This is a genomic window from Conexibacter sp. S30A1 (genome assembly GCF_023330665.1).
Classification (GTDB): Bacteria; Actinomycetota; Thermoleophilia; order Solirubrobacterales; family Solirubrobacteraceae; genus Palsa-465.
Genome location: NZ_CP097127.1, coordinates 842279 through 856093, shown reverse-complemented (window position 1 = coordinate 856093; position 13815 = coordinate 842279). Strand labels below are relative to the sequence as shown.

Sequence of the window (13815 nt, the reverse complement as noted above, 5' to 3'; positions counted from 1 at the left end):
ATAGCCACCTATGGCATTTGGCTATATGGCGCAACGAAGATAGCTATGCCACTGAGTTATGGCAGCCATTCGCATTACAGCGGTAGCCGCTGGACTCGGGCGCATCTGGAGCCACGTCTGAGCTATAACCGTGGGCTTGTGCCGCGATCACGTGGCACCGGGTCGCGGCGTTGCTGCTCAGGAGCGCTGAGCGAGGGCCGTCTCGGCCGCCACTTCGGCGATGATTTGAGAGAGCTGGCTGCCCTGCCAGGCGACAGGAGATCTGCCCGGCGGGTCGGTTATCAGTCGCGCACCCGGAATCGCCGCCGCGTACGCGCGGCCGAGCGCCTCGGGATGCTCCGGGTCGGCTTCGTCGCTTGAGACGACGACTGCCGCTGGCAGATCCAGGTGCTCCAGGTCAGCGAGGCTGGCGAATGGCCGCGAGCGCGGCACCGACGAAAGCGCGTCGGCGAGCGCCTCCGGGTGCTGGTGCTGGCTGAGACGCTGGCGGGTCACAGTGAGGACCGTGCGCGCGAACTCGGGACTGCCGGGTGGGGTGCCAAAGGCGGCGAGGAAGCCGTCGACGCCGCCATGTCGCAGGCCCTCAGCCAGCTTGTCCCAACGCGCCAAGCGGCTGCGCTCAAGCGCCTCATCACCGCTGTAGGCGGGCGTGATCACGACGATCCCGGCGACTCGCTCAGGATTTTTCAGCGCGAGGTTCAGCAGTGTGTGGGCGCCCATCGATGCGCCGGCCAGGACGGCCTGGCCGATGCCGAGGGAGTCCATGATCGCGAGCGCATCGCCAGCCAGCAGCTCGTAGCCGTAGGCGTCTGGAGATGGGGCCGGCGACGAGCGCCCGTGGCCGCGTGCGTCGTATGCGATCACCCGGTGCCCACTGCGCTCCAGCAGCCGCGAGCCCATCACGACGTAGCGGCGTGTTGCCGTCAGCCCGTGGAGCAGCAATACCGGTACGCCGGCTCCCGCCTGCTCGCCATGCAGCGTCACGCCGTCGTGTTCTACGCTGAATTCAGTAGCCATAAACGAGACTCTAGGATCAAGAACCGATGGACGTGACAGAGCAGACATTCGCAAGCGCGGTGATCGAGCGCTCAAAGCAGATTCCGGTGGTCGTCGACTTCTGGGCTGAGTGGTGTGCACCATGCCGCCAGCTCGGACCGGTGCTCGAACGGGCGGTGGCCCAGCACGCCGGCAAGGTCGAGCTCGTGAAGGTCGACACCGACGCCAACCAGAACCTGGCGGCCCAATACCGCATCCAGGGCATCCCGGCCGTCAAGGCGTTCAAGAACGGCGCGGTCGTGTCCGAGTTCACAGGCGCGCTGCCGGCACCGGCGGTGGAGCGCTTTGTCAACGAGCTGGTGCCCTCGCAGGCAGACGGACTCGTGGCCAAGGGCGATGAAGCATCGCTGCGCCAAGCACTTGAGCTTGAGCCTGGCCGGGCCGACGCGGCGCTGCCGCTCGCGCGTCTGCTGCTCGCTCGCGGGCAGCACGACGAGGCCGCCAAGCTGCTCGCGAACGTCACGGGCAGCTTCGCCGCGGACGGCCTCAGTGCTCGCATCTCGCTCGAGCGCCAGGCCGACCCCAGGCTGCAGGAGGCCTTCGCGGCACTCGACCAACACGACACCGAGCGTGGCATCGACCTGCTGATCGAGGCGCTGCCGCAGGCAAACGGCGCCCGTGACGAGATCCGCAAGGTGGTTGTCGGCGTCCTCGACGAGCTGGGTGCCGGCAGCGAGCTCGCGCGCTCAGCGCGGCGGCGGCTGGCCTCGGCGCTCTACTGACGCCTCCCACGCGTATGTCTCACAGGGTCAGCGCAAGCTGCTCTGCGGCCGCGTGATCGCTGGCCAGACCGGCGACCCTGACCCCCAGCAGTCTGACCGGCCGCGCTGGCGTAAACGCTCGCAGGAGCGCAAGCGCGACTCGGCCCACGTCCTCACGCTGGCGCACCGGTATCGCCAGCGTCTGGGCGCGCGTATGCGTCGTGAAATCAGCGAGCCGCACCTTGATCGCGACCGTCCGGCCGCTGCGCCGCTGGTCTGAGAGCGCTTCGCAAAGCTCATCCACCAGGGTTGCGAGCGAGGCCTCGAGCTCGATGCGGTCGCTGATGTCACGGTCAAAGGTGCGCTCGCGCGACTCGGAGACGACCTTGCGCTCCTGCGTCACAGCGCCGTCGTGCTCGAAGCGGGCGAGCGCCTGCAGGTGTGCCGTCGTCCACGAGCTGAATTCGCCGCGCAGCAGCCCTGGATCGGCCCCGGCGAGCTCGGCGACGGTCCGCACGCCGAGCAGCCCAAGGCGCTCTGCGGTCCGTTCGCCGATCCCCGGGATCAACCGGCAGGAGGAGGCGGCAAAGCGCTCGCAGGCTTCCCTGCGAGTCAGGACCAGAAAGCCGCGCGGTTTCTCGGCGTCCGAGGCCACCTTCGCGACCAGCTTGTTGGGACCAATACCCACGGAGGCCGAGAGGCCCGTGCGCTCGGCGATCTCGGTGAGGACCAGGCGCATGCACGCCTTGGGGGCAGGGAGATCAGTCAGGTCCAGATAGGCCTCATCCAGCCCGACAACCTCCACCGTCTCCACGTGGCTGCGGATGATCCCCATCACCTGCGCTGATACGGCGCGGTAGTGTGCGAAGTCCGGAGCGACGAGGGTCGCCTGCGGGCACAGGCGCCGCGCCACAGACACGGGAATCGCTGATCCGACCCCGTAGCGGCGAGCCTCGTAGGAGGCCGTGGTGACGACCGCCCGCGGGCCGCGCCCGGCGACTATCACGGGCTTGCCCCGCAACTCGGGGCGTCGTCGCAGTTCAACAGAGACGTAGAAGGCGTCCATGTCGATGTGGGCTACGCAGCGCGCGCTCATACCCACATGCAAGCGCGGGTCCCGGACAGAACAGATGTTCTGTCCGGGACCCGCGCAACATGCGCCTTGACTACTGGTTGGTCGCGGACTTCAAAAGGTCAAAGTGCGGGCCAGTCACCTGGTTTGTGGCGCGCTGAACGAGACCAACCGCGTAGGCGGGCCAGAACTGCGCGATCGGCGGATCGCCTGCGCCACAGGTACCGTCTGAGTTTCCGGGATTGTTGAACCACAGCAGGCCGTCGACGTACTCATAGCCCGTGTTCCAACTCAGGGGACCCATGCCGCGGCCGGGCGGGTTGCAGAGATCCTCGTTGCCGTTCAAAGCGCGATCCTTGGGAACCAGTGGGCCGCGGCCGTTGTCGTCGGTCTGAACGATGAAGTGCTTGCCGCCGGTCAGCCGGGCGATCTCCTGACCGTAGTGAATGTCGCTGGTGGTCCAGTCGTAATGGGTGGCGTTGACGAAGAACCCCTGCGCCTGGGCGATGTCGGCCTGTCTGAGATAGGAGGCCATGCGGCGCGGAGAGCTCCAGCCGTCGGGGGCGCCCGCGTCCATGTAGACCAGCGCATGCGGGTCGCGCGAGAGCGCCCTGACCGCAAACGCAAGCTCCTGTAGGCGTGTCTTGATCTGGCTGTGGGTCAGGCAGTGGGTCTCCATCAGCGAGTCCTCCTCCAGGTAGAGGACGACCCGGAAGTTGCCGATCCCGTCTGCGAGCTGGGTGATCCAGCTCTCGAAGCGGCGCCTGATCGCGTTCGGGTTCTCGCAGCTGCCGTGGACGAGCGAGTACGTGCTGAGTGGCACGGTCGTGTTGGGCTGGGCCTGCTCCGCGTCAGCCAGATACCTCTCCACCGTGGCGGCCAGGGTGGATGTCGGGTGGTTCCACATCCAGAAGCGGTAGGTTCCAGACCCCGGCGTGTAGGCGATCTTGTGCAGCGCGCTGCTCCAGGCGGCGTCGCTGGCGCCGAGCTTGGTCATCGCCACCCCGGCCGGGGACTGCGGGCCGAACACATACCACTGCACGTACTGCAACGGATCACCGTCGGTCGGCGCCTGTGGGTAGCCGAGCGGGTTGGCCGGGTCGCGGGCAGCGAGCGGATCGTTCTGCAGCAGGTCGATCGTCGCCTGACTGGGTGAACCGAGCGGTTGCTGGCTCGCGCCAAACAGATAGGCTCGGGCGGTCCGCATGGGTCCGTTGATGCCCTGGTCGTTGATCGTCACCTCGAACGTGAAGGTGCTCTGACCCGAAGCGAACTGGGCCCTGGTGTTGGGCACCTTGTCGAAGTTGTTACCGGCCTCAGACCCCAGGTTTGTGACGCCGTAGTAGAACGTCTCGGGCTTGCTGAGGTTGCCGGTGCGCTCGACCGTCACCGCAAACTGGCCGGCGTTCTCGTTCGCCCGGTAGACCGGGCTCGAGAAGAAGACGCTGCCGGAGCCGCTGCGCGCTCTGGAGTCGCGTCGGGGCGAGCGGTTCGGGGTGGCAGCCGATACCGCCGGAGGTGCCGCGAGACAGATGAGTAGCGCCACGAACGGGGTCAGGAGTCTGCTTGGCATTGTTGTGCGTATCGGCGGGCGATCACCGGCCATGAGGCGCAGCTGACAGGCTCGACGCTCGTTGGAGCGCGCACCGAGCCTCCGCTTCAGGCGCTCACACAGGAGTACACACGGGCCACGCCCCACATCCCGAGGTAGCCGGCTGTGTTCTGGTTCAGGTCAAACGTGCGCCCGTATATATAGGGGCCACGGTCGTCGACGGTTGCGACGACCGTCCGCCCGCCGTAGGAGAGCGTCACGTGCGTGCCACAGGGAAGCGTGCGGCTGGCTATGCCGTAGCGCGCGTGAAACCCGCACGCGGTGCTTCCGGCATCGTCATACCAAGAGGCGACGGCCGGCGTGAGCACCATGATGCTCCCCGCGAGGGCTGAGGCTGGGCGTGCGAAGCGACTGCCGGCGAACGCCACCCTGATGGCGCTCTCGCCGGTCCCGTGTAGCCGGTAGCGGATGCCGAAGTGGCCGCTGCGCCGTGTTCGCGCATAGCCGACTGTCCGCCAGGCGCGGCCAGCGCGGGCGATAAGGCGGACGCGGGCACCCGGACGGGCCGGTTTCAGCACCCCGCGGACCACGAGTACGGTCCCGGAAGGCGCAGCCAGATCGCGCCGGGCAACGCGCAGCGCCGAGCGGAGCGAGTGCTCTGCTCGCCGGCCTCGCGGCCTGCGCCTTGCCGCTGCGGAGTGCTGGCCAGCGGGCGTGACGGCAGCCAGCGCGCGTGCAGAGCCCACCGCGAGGCCGCCAGCAAGGGTCAGCGCGACCAGCGCCAACACAACGGATCTCAGCACGCGGAGCGTGCCCCTGTCAGTTTTGGCTCTCATACGGTGAGGGCCCCCCTTTTGCGTTATCGACAGGCGCCTACGGGGTTAGCTGACGGGCTCGCGGTGAGCATCACGCACGCGTGGCGTGTGTGCTCTGCGCTACGGATGCTGTGGGCAGGTTGCCCGCATCCGATTCGCCCCCGTCCGGCCAGGCCAGGCTGGCTGGCGGACATTGGTTCCCCCGCTCGCCCGCGCACCGAGCGCAGACGATTCGGCAGGTCGATTTATGACGTCCGGCAGGTTTGCATAAGCGAGCGGGTGCGTGTGTGACTGTGATCACACAGTCGCATCGGCTAGCGCTCGTGCGTCGTCTGGTCCAAGCGGGCGCACGGCGATCGTCACCCGCGAGATCGCGCACAGTCTGTCCGCATCGTCGGCCAGCTCGACTTCCCAGACCCATGTCGTTCGCCCTGCATGCCTGCGGGTGGCCAAGGCGTGGACGGTGCCTGCGGTGATCGGCCGCAGAAAGCTCGTGTGATTTGAGAGCCCGCTGGCAGCGAATCCGCGCTCGAGCATGACCGAGGCTGTCGAGAACGACGTCAGGCCCTCAGCCATCGCGGCATAAACGCCGCCGTGCACGAGGCCAAAGGGCTGCAGGTGCTCGGGCCGCACGAGGAGCTGCCCACGTGCCCGTTCCGGCCCGAGCTCGAGGAACTCGAGCCCGTAGAAGGCATCAAAGCCGCTGCTTGAGCTGAAGGGCAGGTCCGGCACCTCGCGCACCATAACGGGTCGTGGATAAACCGGTCCGCAGGCGCCCCTGGGGGCACCTTTAGGTTAACTCGGGTTTCGCAGTTCATAGGCCGGCGGCTGCCCATGCTTGCTGGACTTGGTTGATTTCCTGGGTTGTGGGGGTTCGGGCCTGTTCGGGTTGAAATTGGGTGGCGATGATCACTCGTCGTAGCTTGGCGAGCATGTCCTGGAATGATGGGGTGGTCTTGGAGACATACCAGGGGGCGCGGGCGCGATGCTCTGTGACGATGTCGGGGTGATGTCCGTAGAGCGCGTACCAGATGATCGTGAGGTCCATCGCCAAGAACTGGAATGGGACGGTCCGTTGCACGGCTTTCTCGGTCCGGTTGCGGGCATCACCGACGCCGAACAGTTCTTTGCCGTCCTGGAAGGCGACTTCGATCGGCCAGCGGTCTGCGTAGCGTTCGACGATCTGCGCGGCGGTGGCGTGAAGGTCGGTGGTGATCAGCGCGATCTGGTAGCCGCACGGCTTGGTGTCGTCTTTGACGAGGATCACACGGACCGGGGTTTCGGCGCCGAGCGGCTCCCACAGGCAGTTGATCTCAGCCAGCTCGAGCGTCTCGGTTTTGCTGTAGCGCCTGACGGTCGTCTTTACCCATTCGGTGGCGGGGTCGGCTGCGATCTGTTGAAGGCTTTCAAGCTGTTTGCCCCATTTGCGTGGCCGGCCGCGTTTGCCGGTGCGCGGCGGCGCAGGGGCGTAGATCACCGCGTTGCTACGCAGCCTCGATGTGATCGTCACCCGCTTGGGTGCAGCACGCCACGCCTGGCTGATGTAGGCGCTGTCACCGACCACGTTGATCTGGCGATCCGGCAGCCGTTTGGCGAGCAGGCAGACCATCGCCCTGGCCAGCTTGACCTTCCCGGGCCGCTCAGGATCGGGCTTGTGCTGCTTGACGAACTGTTCGCGCCGCGGCTGCCAGAGCCGGAACAGGACCGGCAAACATACGGTGCGCTGCAGGAACGGCAGCTTGACACAGATCCCGGCCACGATCCAGTTGTTCCCCCACGCGACCGAGCCTGAGCGGCTGTTGGCGGTCGCGTCGTGATGCCAGAAGGTGCCGTGGATCCGGCGTCCCCTGCGTTTCAGGAGCGTGTCGTCGACCGCGACCAGCACGCTCGCACCCGGTTCTGTGAACCGCTCAACGATCAGGCAGGCGAGCCGTAACCCGAGCTCGTCCACGGACCAGCGGGCATTGGCGAAGAACCGGTGGCAACGCGCGTGATGCCACACCCCCGACAGCCTTGAGCCTGTCAGCATCCCGGTCACGCACCGCAGAGAGGTCTGCGAGACCTGACCGACCAACACCCCCCGGAACGTCTCAAACGTGGGACGGGTGAAACACGACTCAAACAGGACAAGCAGCTCGTTCAGCGAAGATGGGACGCAGAGCATCGGCGGCAGCCTCCAAGAGAAGCCGCGCAGCGTGCCTCCCCTTGGCCGCGACGGACGGGTTATGTTGACAGCAACCGCTTTCGCGCAAGCCGCCGATGCTCCTTCCCCGACACCGCGCCAACAGGCCACACCAGCCCGCCACGGCCCCGTCCACCACCACCTGCTACGCCGCTATGCCGCTACAGGCCCAAAAGTGCGAAACCCGAGGTTAATACAACCTGTGTAAAAACACCTGGTAACGAAGTCCTAACAGGCCGCTTATCAGGGCTTCGTGCTGACCAGCTTAGCTGCAAGCTCCCAGACCTACGGACGGACCCCAGGAGGCCACCAGCGTGAAACCAGTGCAGTCGATTGGCCCAGCTGTGAGCGCCCGTCAACGGGCCTGGAACCCGAGTCGCGAGCAGCGCGCGCGGACGCTGCTTGAGATCTTCAGGGGCACGGTTGAGCGCTGGCCTGAGCGCTTGGCGCTTGACGCGCCAGACGCGACCTACTCGTATGCGGAGCTGGACGCCGCCGTAGCCTCTCTGGCGGCGCGCCTGCGGGCGCGCGGCATCGGTCGCGGCGACCGCGTGGCGGTGCGTGTGCGCAGCGGCGGTGCGGAGCTCTACGCAGCGATTCTTGCGGTCATCGCCTGCGGTGCCGCCTACGTACCGATCGACGCCGACGATCCGCAGGAGCGCGCCAACAGCATTCTCGAGCGCTCGGAGGCCTGTGCCGTGCTCGGCATGGACGCAAGCATCCAGATGACAGCTCACGCGCCGCGCCGCGCGTGCGGCGAGCCGCAGGCCGATGATGACGCCTGGATCATCTTCACATCCGGCACGACCGGCCAGCCGAAGGGCGTGGCCGTAACCCACCGCTCAGCGGCAGCGTTTGTGCAGGCCGAGTCCAAGCTCTGGGAGGTGCACTCCAGCGACCGGGTCCTGGCCGGCCTGTCGGTTGGCTTTGACGCCAGCTGTGAGGAGATGTGGCTTGCCTGGGCGCACGGTGCGGCGCTGGTGCCCGCCCCGCGGGAGGTCGTTCGTGCCGGCGTCGAGCTGGGCAGTTGGCTTGTGGAACGGCACATCACGGTCGTCTCCACGGTGCCGACGCTCGCGGCGCTCTGGGATGAGTCCTGCCTGCAAAACGTGCGGCTGCTGATCCTCGGCGGCGAAGCCTGCCCCGAGAAGCTCGGCTGGCGCCTGGCCGCCGGGCGGGAGGTTTGGAACACCTATGGTCCCACGGAGGCGACCGTCGTCTCCACGGCGGCGCCGATCATCCCCGGCGAGCCGATCAGCATCGGCTGGCCGCTGAAAGGCTGGCAGGTGGCCGTGCTTGATGGGGAACGGCCGGTCGACCCTGGTGAAAGCGGCGAGTTGGTGATCGCCGGCGTCGGCCTTGGCCGTTACCTTGATCCCGAGCTGGACGCGACACGCTACGCCGGTGTCGAGGCGCTGGGCTGGCGGCGCGCATACCGCACTGGTGACATCGTCCGCATCGGTGAACATGGCCTGGAGTTCGTAGGCAGGCGCGACGATCAGGTCAAGGTCGGCGGCCGACGCATCGAGCTGGGCGAGGTGGAGGCAGCGCTCCAGAGCGCGCCGGGCGTTCGTGCGGCGGCCGTCGTGGCCAGGGAGAGCAGCTCTGGGAACAAGCTCCTGGTGGGTTACATCGTCGCCGACGGTGACCACGACCAAATTCGCCAGCACGTCGCCCAGCGCCTGCCGGCTGGTCTGGCGCCACTGCTCGTCGCGCTTGAGCAACTGCCGGTCAACACCGCCGGCAAGGTCGACCGTCGCGCGCTGCCATGGCCGCTCTCAGACGACACGCAAGCCTTGGCCGCGGGAGTTGGCGCGGACGGCAGCGTGCTCAGTGAGCACGAGATCTGGGTCGGCGAGCGTTGGGTTGAACAGCTTGGGCCGGTTGCGCTCGGACCCAACTCCGACTTCTTCGCCGCTGGCGGCACGAGCCTCGCCGCGGCCAAGCTGATCTCAACCGTGCGGCGTCGCTACCCGGCTGTGGCGGTCGCAGACCTCTACCACAACCCGACACTCAGCACCTTCGCCGCACGGCTGCAGGACCTCGGCGAGTCTGGGATGAGTGTGGCCAGCAGCGAAGCTCGCTCCAGCCGCGGCGCGCGCCTCGCGCAACTGATCCTGCATCTGAGCCTGGTGCTGATCGACGTGCCCTCCTGGATGGCTGGGGTGCTGGCGTTTGACCGCTGGTATCACGTTGGACCGCAGCTCGGGTGGCTATGGATCATCGGTGGCTGGCTGCTGCTCTCAAACGTTGCTACCCGGGCGCTGATCTCGGTCACGGTCAGCAGGGTCCTGCTCAGGGGCGTGAAACCGGGACGCTATCCGCGCAACAGCTGGCTCAGTTTCAGGGTCAGCTTCGTCGAGCACGTCGCTGGCCACTGCCGCCTGGATGGCCTGGCCGGTACCCCCTGGGCTGCGCGCTACGCCAGGCTGCTCGGGCACCGCGTCGGGCGCGGCGCGAGGCTCGGAACGCTGCCGTCGGCAGCATCCTTCATCGAGATCGGCCCAGGTGCCACGGTCGAGGGTGCCGTCGACATGCTGGGCTGGCACGTTGAAGGCGCCGAGCTGGTGATCGGTGAGGTGTCGGTCGGTGCCGGTGCGCGCGTCGGCGCGCGCACGCTGCTGATGCCAGGCGCGCGCCTCGAACCCGGTTCAGAAGTTGAGCCGGGAACTGTGATCACGGGCACGGTCCCAGCAGGTGAGCGCTGGGCAGGCGCCCCAGGCAGGAAGGTCGGAAAGGCTGGCGAGAACTGGCCGGCGACCCCACCACCACCGACCGCACCTGAGCGCGCACGACGGTGGCGGCGCCTCTACGCGCTCGGGATGATCGCCCAGATGGTGTTGCCGCTGCTGGCGGCCGCACCCGGTCTGGCGCCGCTGCTGATGGTCGAGCGTGCCCCACGGCACTCGCTTGCGCTGATGCGCGACATGCTGCTGCTCTCCCCGGCGTTCGCGCTGCTTTTCACGGTCTTCATGGCGCTGTCTGTGGCACTCTGCGTGCGGCTCCTGGGCCGGCTGATCAAGCCGGGCTGGCACCACGGCAACGGTCCGACACCCTGGGCGCTTTGGATGACAGATCGGATCATGGAGCAGTCACGCTTTGCGCTCTTTCCGCTGTACGCATCGAGCTTCACCAACCGCTGGCTCAGGCTCTGCGGCATTCCCGTGGGCCCACGCACCGAGGTCTCAAACGTCGTTGGCCTCAACCGTCTGACGCGCCTCGGTAGCGCCAGCTTCGCGGCTGACGACGTCGTCTTTGCCAGCGCGCGCGCTCGTGACGGCTGGCTCTACGTTGCACCCATAGAGGTCGGCGACCGGACATTCCTCGGCAACAGCGCGATCCTGCAAGCGGGAAGCACCATCGGCGATGACAGCCTGATCGGCGTGATGACGCTCGCGCCGCCGGCGCCGGCGCCGGGCACATCGTGGCTCGGCTCGCCGGCGCTCGAGCTGCCACGCCGACCCATGTGCGCCGACCCGGCACGCACCATCAACCCTCCCCTGGGCCTGCGCGTAGCCAGGCGGTTGATGGACGTGATTCGCATCATGCTGCCGAGCTCGGTCGCCTTCGCACTTGGCTCCGGTGCCTACGGGCTTGCCGAGGACATCCACCGTCACCTCGGCGTGGCCTGGATGGCCGTGGCCATGCCCGTCATCCTCGTGGCGCTGGGCGTCGGCGCGGTGCTGGTCACCGTGGTCGTGAAGTGGGCACTGATGGGGCGCTACACCGCTGGCGATCACCCATTCTTCTCCTTCTACGTCTGGCGCGATGAGATCATCAACAGCTGCCAGGAGCAACTCGCCGGGCCGTTGCTGATGGACATGGCGCTCGGCACCCCGCTGATGTCGCTGTACCTGCGACTGCTCGGCGCCCGCGTGGGCAGCGACGTGTGGGTGGAGAACCTCAACACCACCGAGTTTGATCTGGCGAGCTTCGCCGACGGGAGCGCCGTGGCGCGTGGTGCAGTGGTCGAGACGCACCTCTTCCACGACCGCGTGATGAGCACCGGTCCGGTCCTGATCGGCGCCGGAGCGAGCCTGGGGCCAAGCAGCGTGGCGCTGCCCGACACGGTGATCGGCGATGGAACCTCTGTCGGCGGCAGGTCGATTGTGATGCGCGGTGAGGAGCTCCCTGCCGGATCGCGCTGGCACGGCGCGCCGGTGGGGCCGCGTTGACAGGTCGCACGTGCCACAGCAACCGTGTCACGAGCTGATCTGCCTACCTGAAGCCGGCTCGAGCGCCGGACAACTGCGGTCTGTGGCCAGAGCCCACTGGCGCGCACGCGGGGCGCCCTTCGTCTCACGCTCCTACGCACCCCCGCTGGCACTGGTCGCGTGGCACACCACGCCGGTCGGGGTCGATCTGGAGCGCGTCAGCGCCAGCGATCGCGCCTTTGCGGAGTCGATCTGCACGCCGACCGAGCTTGGCCTGTTCGCCGATTCGCTGGACGACGGGCGCTTCGTGACCTCGCTGTGGGCGAGCAAGGAGGCGCTCGCCAAGGCGCTCGGCGATCCGCTCGCCTACGACCCGCGCCGGCTGCAGTCACCGCTGACCTGGAGCGACGGGCGCGCCGGCAGCTGGTCGGCAAGCGAGCTGCAGGTCGCACCGGAACATGTGGCCTGGGTCGTCTGGTCGCTCAACGAGCGGCCCGACCGGTCGTCTCAGTCGTACTGAATCAGCGAATGCACCTTGTACTGCGACAGTGCCAGGCGGCCCTCGAAGGAACGCAATTCGACCAGGAAGAGACATGCGAGCACCTCTCCACCAAGGCGGCCGACCAGCTCTGCGAGCGCTCTTGCGGTACCGCCGGTGGCCAGCAGGTCATCGTGGATCAGGACCCGGGCGCCACCGGCAAAGGCGTCGGCATGCATCTCCAGCGCATCAATGCCGTACTCAAGCGCATATTCGGCACTGACCGTCTCGTGCGGCAGCTTGCCGCGCTTGCGCGCGGGCACGAACCCGGCACGCAGGCCGCGGGCAAGCGCGCCGCCGAGAATGAACCCGCGTGCTTCAGCGGCCACCACGTAATCGACCTCCATGTCCCGCGCGTACCTGATCAGCCTGCTGATCGACGCGTCCAGCGCGCGTGGATCGAGCAGCAGCGGCGTGATGTCGCGAAACAGGATCCCTGGCGACGGGAAGTCGGGGATGTCGCGGACATAGCTGCGCAGGTTCACGCCGTCCTCGCGCGGACCTGCCGGCGTGGGGTTTGACTCAGGTGGCAATCTTTCGCAGGTCGCGGATCAGCAGCAGATGCTTGAGGTGGGTCGTCACCGACGCGAGGTTCTCAAGCGCCTCAACGGCCTCCTTGCGACGTTCGGGGTTGCGTGAGCGCAGCGCCGGCGCGAGGATGCTCTGCAGCAGCTGTGCCTCACGGTCAGCGGAGGTGCGAAACACCCTCAGGTTGCGTCCGCCGACACCGTAGCGCGCGAGTTCGGAGACGGCACGCACGATCTCGCGTTCGGTGTCGTCAAAGTAGCGTGTGCCCGCCCGGATCTCGCCCTTGATCACGCCGAACTCGACGAGCTCCGCGACCAGCTTCGGCTCAGCACCGGTCTCCTCGACCACCTCGTCGAGCGAATACAGCGAACCTGGGTCGCGGCTCACCGAGGCGCGGCGCAATGTGCGCGTGTCGCTGACCGGCGTGACCTCACGTTCGTTGCGTCCGCCCGCCAGCTCCTGGCGGATCACCCGCAGCGGCAGGAACTCGTCGCGCTGCAGGCGCAGGATGGTTCGCAGCCGCTGGACGTCATCTGGGGTGTAGAGCCGGTAGCCGCCCTGGGTCCTGCGTGGCGCCAGCAGCTTCTGATCCTCCAGATAGCGGATCTTTGAGATCGAGATATCGGGGAACTCCAGCTCGAGCGCCTTGCACACGCCGCCGATCGTCACAGCCTTGGCACGCACAGGCGTGGAGACCGGGTCTGGCGTCTGCGGCAGCTCGACGGAGATCGCCTGCGGGTCGCTCGCCATCAGTGACCCAGGAACGCGAGCTTGTACTTGCCGATCTGCAGCTCGTCGCCGTCGTTCAGCCGTTGCGAGTCGATCCGCCTGCGGTTGACGTAGGTACCGTTGAGCGATCCGCAGTCGTCCAGGTAGTAGTGATCGCCGCGTTTGACGACCACGGCGTGATCACGGGATACGGTGATGTCGTCGAGGAAGATGTCGCTGTCGGGGCGTCGCCCGACGCTCAGCCGTTCGCCGGCCAGCGGGAAGGCCTCACCGGCTCGCCCACCACCAGCGCGGATGACGAGCATCGCGGCACGCTCGCCCTCGGATTCGGCCGGGAGCTCTCCGATCTCTCCGGTCTCAGAGATTCTGAAGGAGGCTGTGGCGTCAGTCGTCTGTGCCTCTGAGGTCCGCATGAACGCCCCGCAGCGCTGGCAATAGTTGGCTCCGTCGGCGTTCGCAAAGCCACACTCTGGACAATGCAGTGCCAC

The 13815-nt window shown here is 67.3% G+C and carries 12 protein-coding genes and 1 riboswitch; of the genes, 3 read left to right on the top strand and 9 right to left on the bottom strand.

Going from position 1 to position 13815, the window contains the following annotated elements; genetic code table 11:
• Positions 1-177: 177 nt before the first annotated feature.
• Positions 178-1017 carry an alpha/beta fold hydrolase gene (locus tag M3M54_RS04225; RefSeq protein WP_249020936.1) on the bottom strand — a complete coding sequence of 280 codons (840 nt, stop codon included), beginning with the start codon at positions 1015-1017 and terminating at the stop codon, positions 178-180.
• A gap of 26 nt (positions 1018-1043) precedes the next feature.
• Between M3M54_RS04225 and trxA the strand changes: the two genes are divergently transcribed.
• On the top strand, positions 1044-1778 hold the full coding sequence (trxA, locus tag M3M54_RS04220; protein ID WP_249020935.1) for a thioredoxin: 735 nt from the start codon (positions 1044-1046) through the stop codon (positions 1776-1778).
• Between the two features lie 19 nt (positions 1779-1797).
• Here trxA and dinB read toward each other — a convergent pair whose 3' ends face one another.
• The 5 genes from dinB to M3M54_RS04195 all read right to left on the bottom strand — a co-directional run bounded on the left by dinB (position 1798) and on the right by M3M54_RS04195 (position 7360).
• Positions 1798-2853, bottom strand: a complete 1056-nt coding sequence (gene dinB, locus M3M54_RS04215; RefSeq protein WP_249020934.1) for a DNA polymerase IV — start codon at positions 2851-2853, stop codon at positions 1798-1800.
• Positions 2854-2923: 70 nt separating this feature from the next.
• Positions 2924-4402, bottom strand: a complete 1479-nt coding sequence (locus tag M3M54_RS04210; protein ID WP_249020933.1) for a glycoside hydrolase family 6 protein — start codon at positions 4400-4402, stop codon at positions 2924-2926.
• Positions 4403-4488: 86 nt separating this feature from the next.
• On the bottom strand, positions 4489-5184 hold the full coding sequence (locus M3M54_RS04205; RefSeq protein WP_249020932.1) for a septal ring lytic transglycosylase RlpA family protein: 696 nt from the start codon (positions 5182-5184) through the stop codon (positions 4489-4491).
• Between the two features lie 51 nt (positions 5185-5235).
• A riboswitch (cyclic di-AMP (ydaO/yuaA leader) is annotated at positions 5236-5444 on the bottom strand.
• Positions 5445-5493: 49 nt separating this feature from the next.
• Positions 5494-5928, bottom strand: a complete 435-nt coding sequence (locus tag M3M54_RS04200) for a PaaI family thioesterase (RefSeq protein WP_249020931.1) — start codon at positions 5926-5928, stop codon at positions 5494-5496.
• 82 nt (positions 5929-6010) lie between these two features.
• Positions 6011-7360 (bottom strand): transposase, encoded by a 1350-nt coding sequence (locus tag M3M54_RS04195; RefSeq protein WP_249019411.1) that lies wholly within the window; start codon positions 7358-7360, stop codon positions 6011-6013.
• A 362-nt stretch (positions 7361-7722) separates the two neighbouring features.
• Between M3M54_RS04195 and M3M54_RS04190 the strand changes: the two genes are divergently transcribed.
• Both M3M54_RS04190 and M3M54_RS04185 read left to right on the top strand, forming a co-directional pair.
• Entirely contained in the window at positions 7723-11553 is a 3831-nt protein-coding gene (locus M3M54_RS04190; protein ID WP_249020930.1) for a Pls/PosA family non-ribosomal peptide synthetase, read from the top strand.
• Between the two features lie 10 nt (positions 11554-11563).
• Entirely contained in the window at positions 11564-12052 is a 489-nt protein-coding gene (locus M3M54_RS04185; protein ID WP_249020929.1) for a 4'-phosphopantetheinyl transferase superfamily protein, read from the top strand.
• Here M3M54_RS04185 and M3M54_RS04180 read toward each other — a convergent pair.
• The 3 genes from M3M54_RS04180 to M3M54_RS04170 are packed head-to-tail and all read right to left on the bottom strand — an operon-like array spanning position 12040 to position 13740.
• Positions 12040-12555, bottom strand: a complete 516-nt coding sequence (locus tag M3M54_RS04180; protein ID WP_249020928.1) for an adenine phosphoribosyltransferase — start codon at positions 12553-12555, stop codon at positions 12040-12042. The genes M3M54_RS04185 and M3M54_RS04180 overlap by 13 nt on opposite strands.
• A gap of 37 nt (positions 12556-12592) precedes the next feature.
• Positions 12593-13348: a MerR family transcriptional regulator gene (locus M3M54_RS04175; protein WP_249020927.1), complete on the bottom strand. Its 756-nt coding sequence runs from the start codon at positions 13346-13348 to the stop codon at positions 12593-12595.
• Positions 13348-13740 (bottom strand): FHA domain-containing protein, encoded by a 393-nt coding sequence (locus M3M54_RS04170; protein ID WP_249020926.1) that lies wholly within the window; start codon positions 13738-13740, stop codon positions 13348-13350. The genes M3M54_RS04175 and M3M54_RS04170 overlap by 1 nt, the downstream gene beginning before the upstream one ends.
• Positions 13741-13815 lie beyond the last annotated feature (75 nt).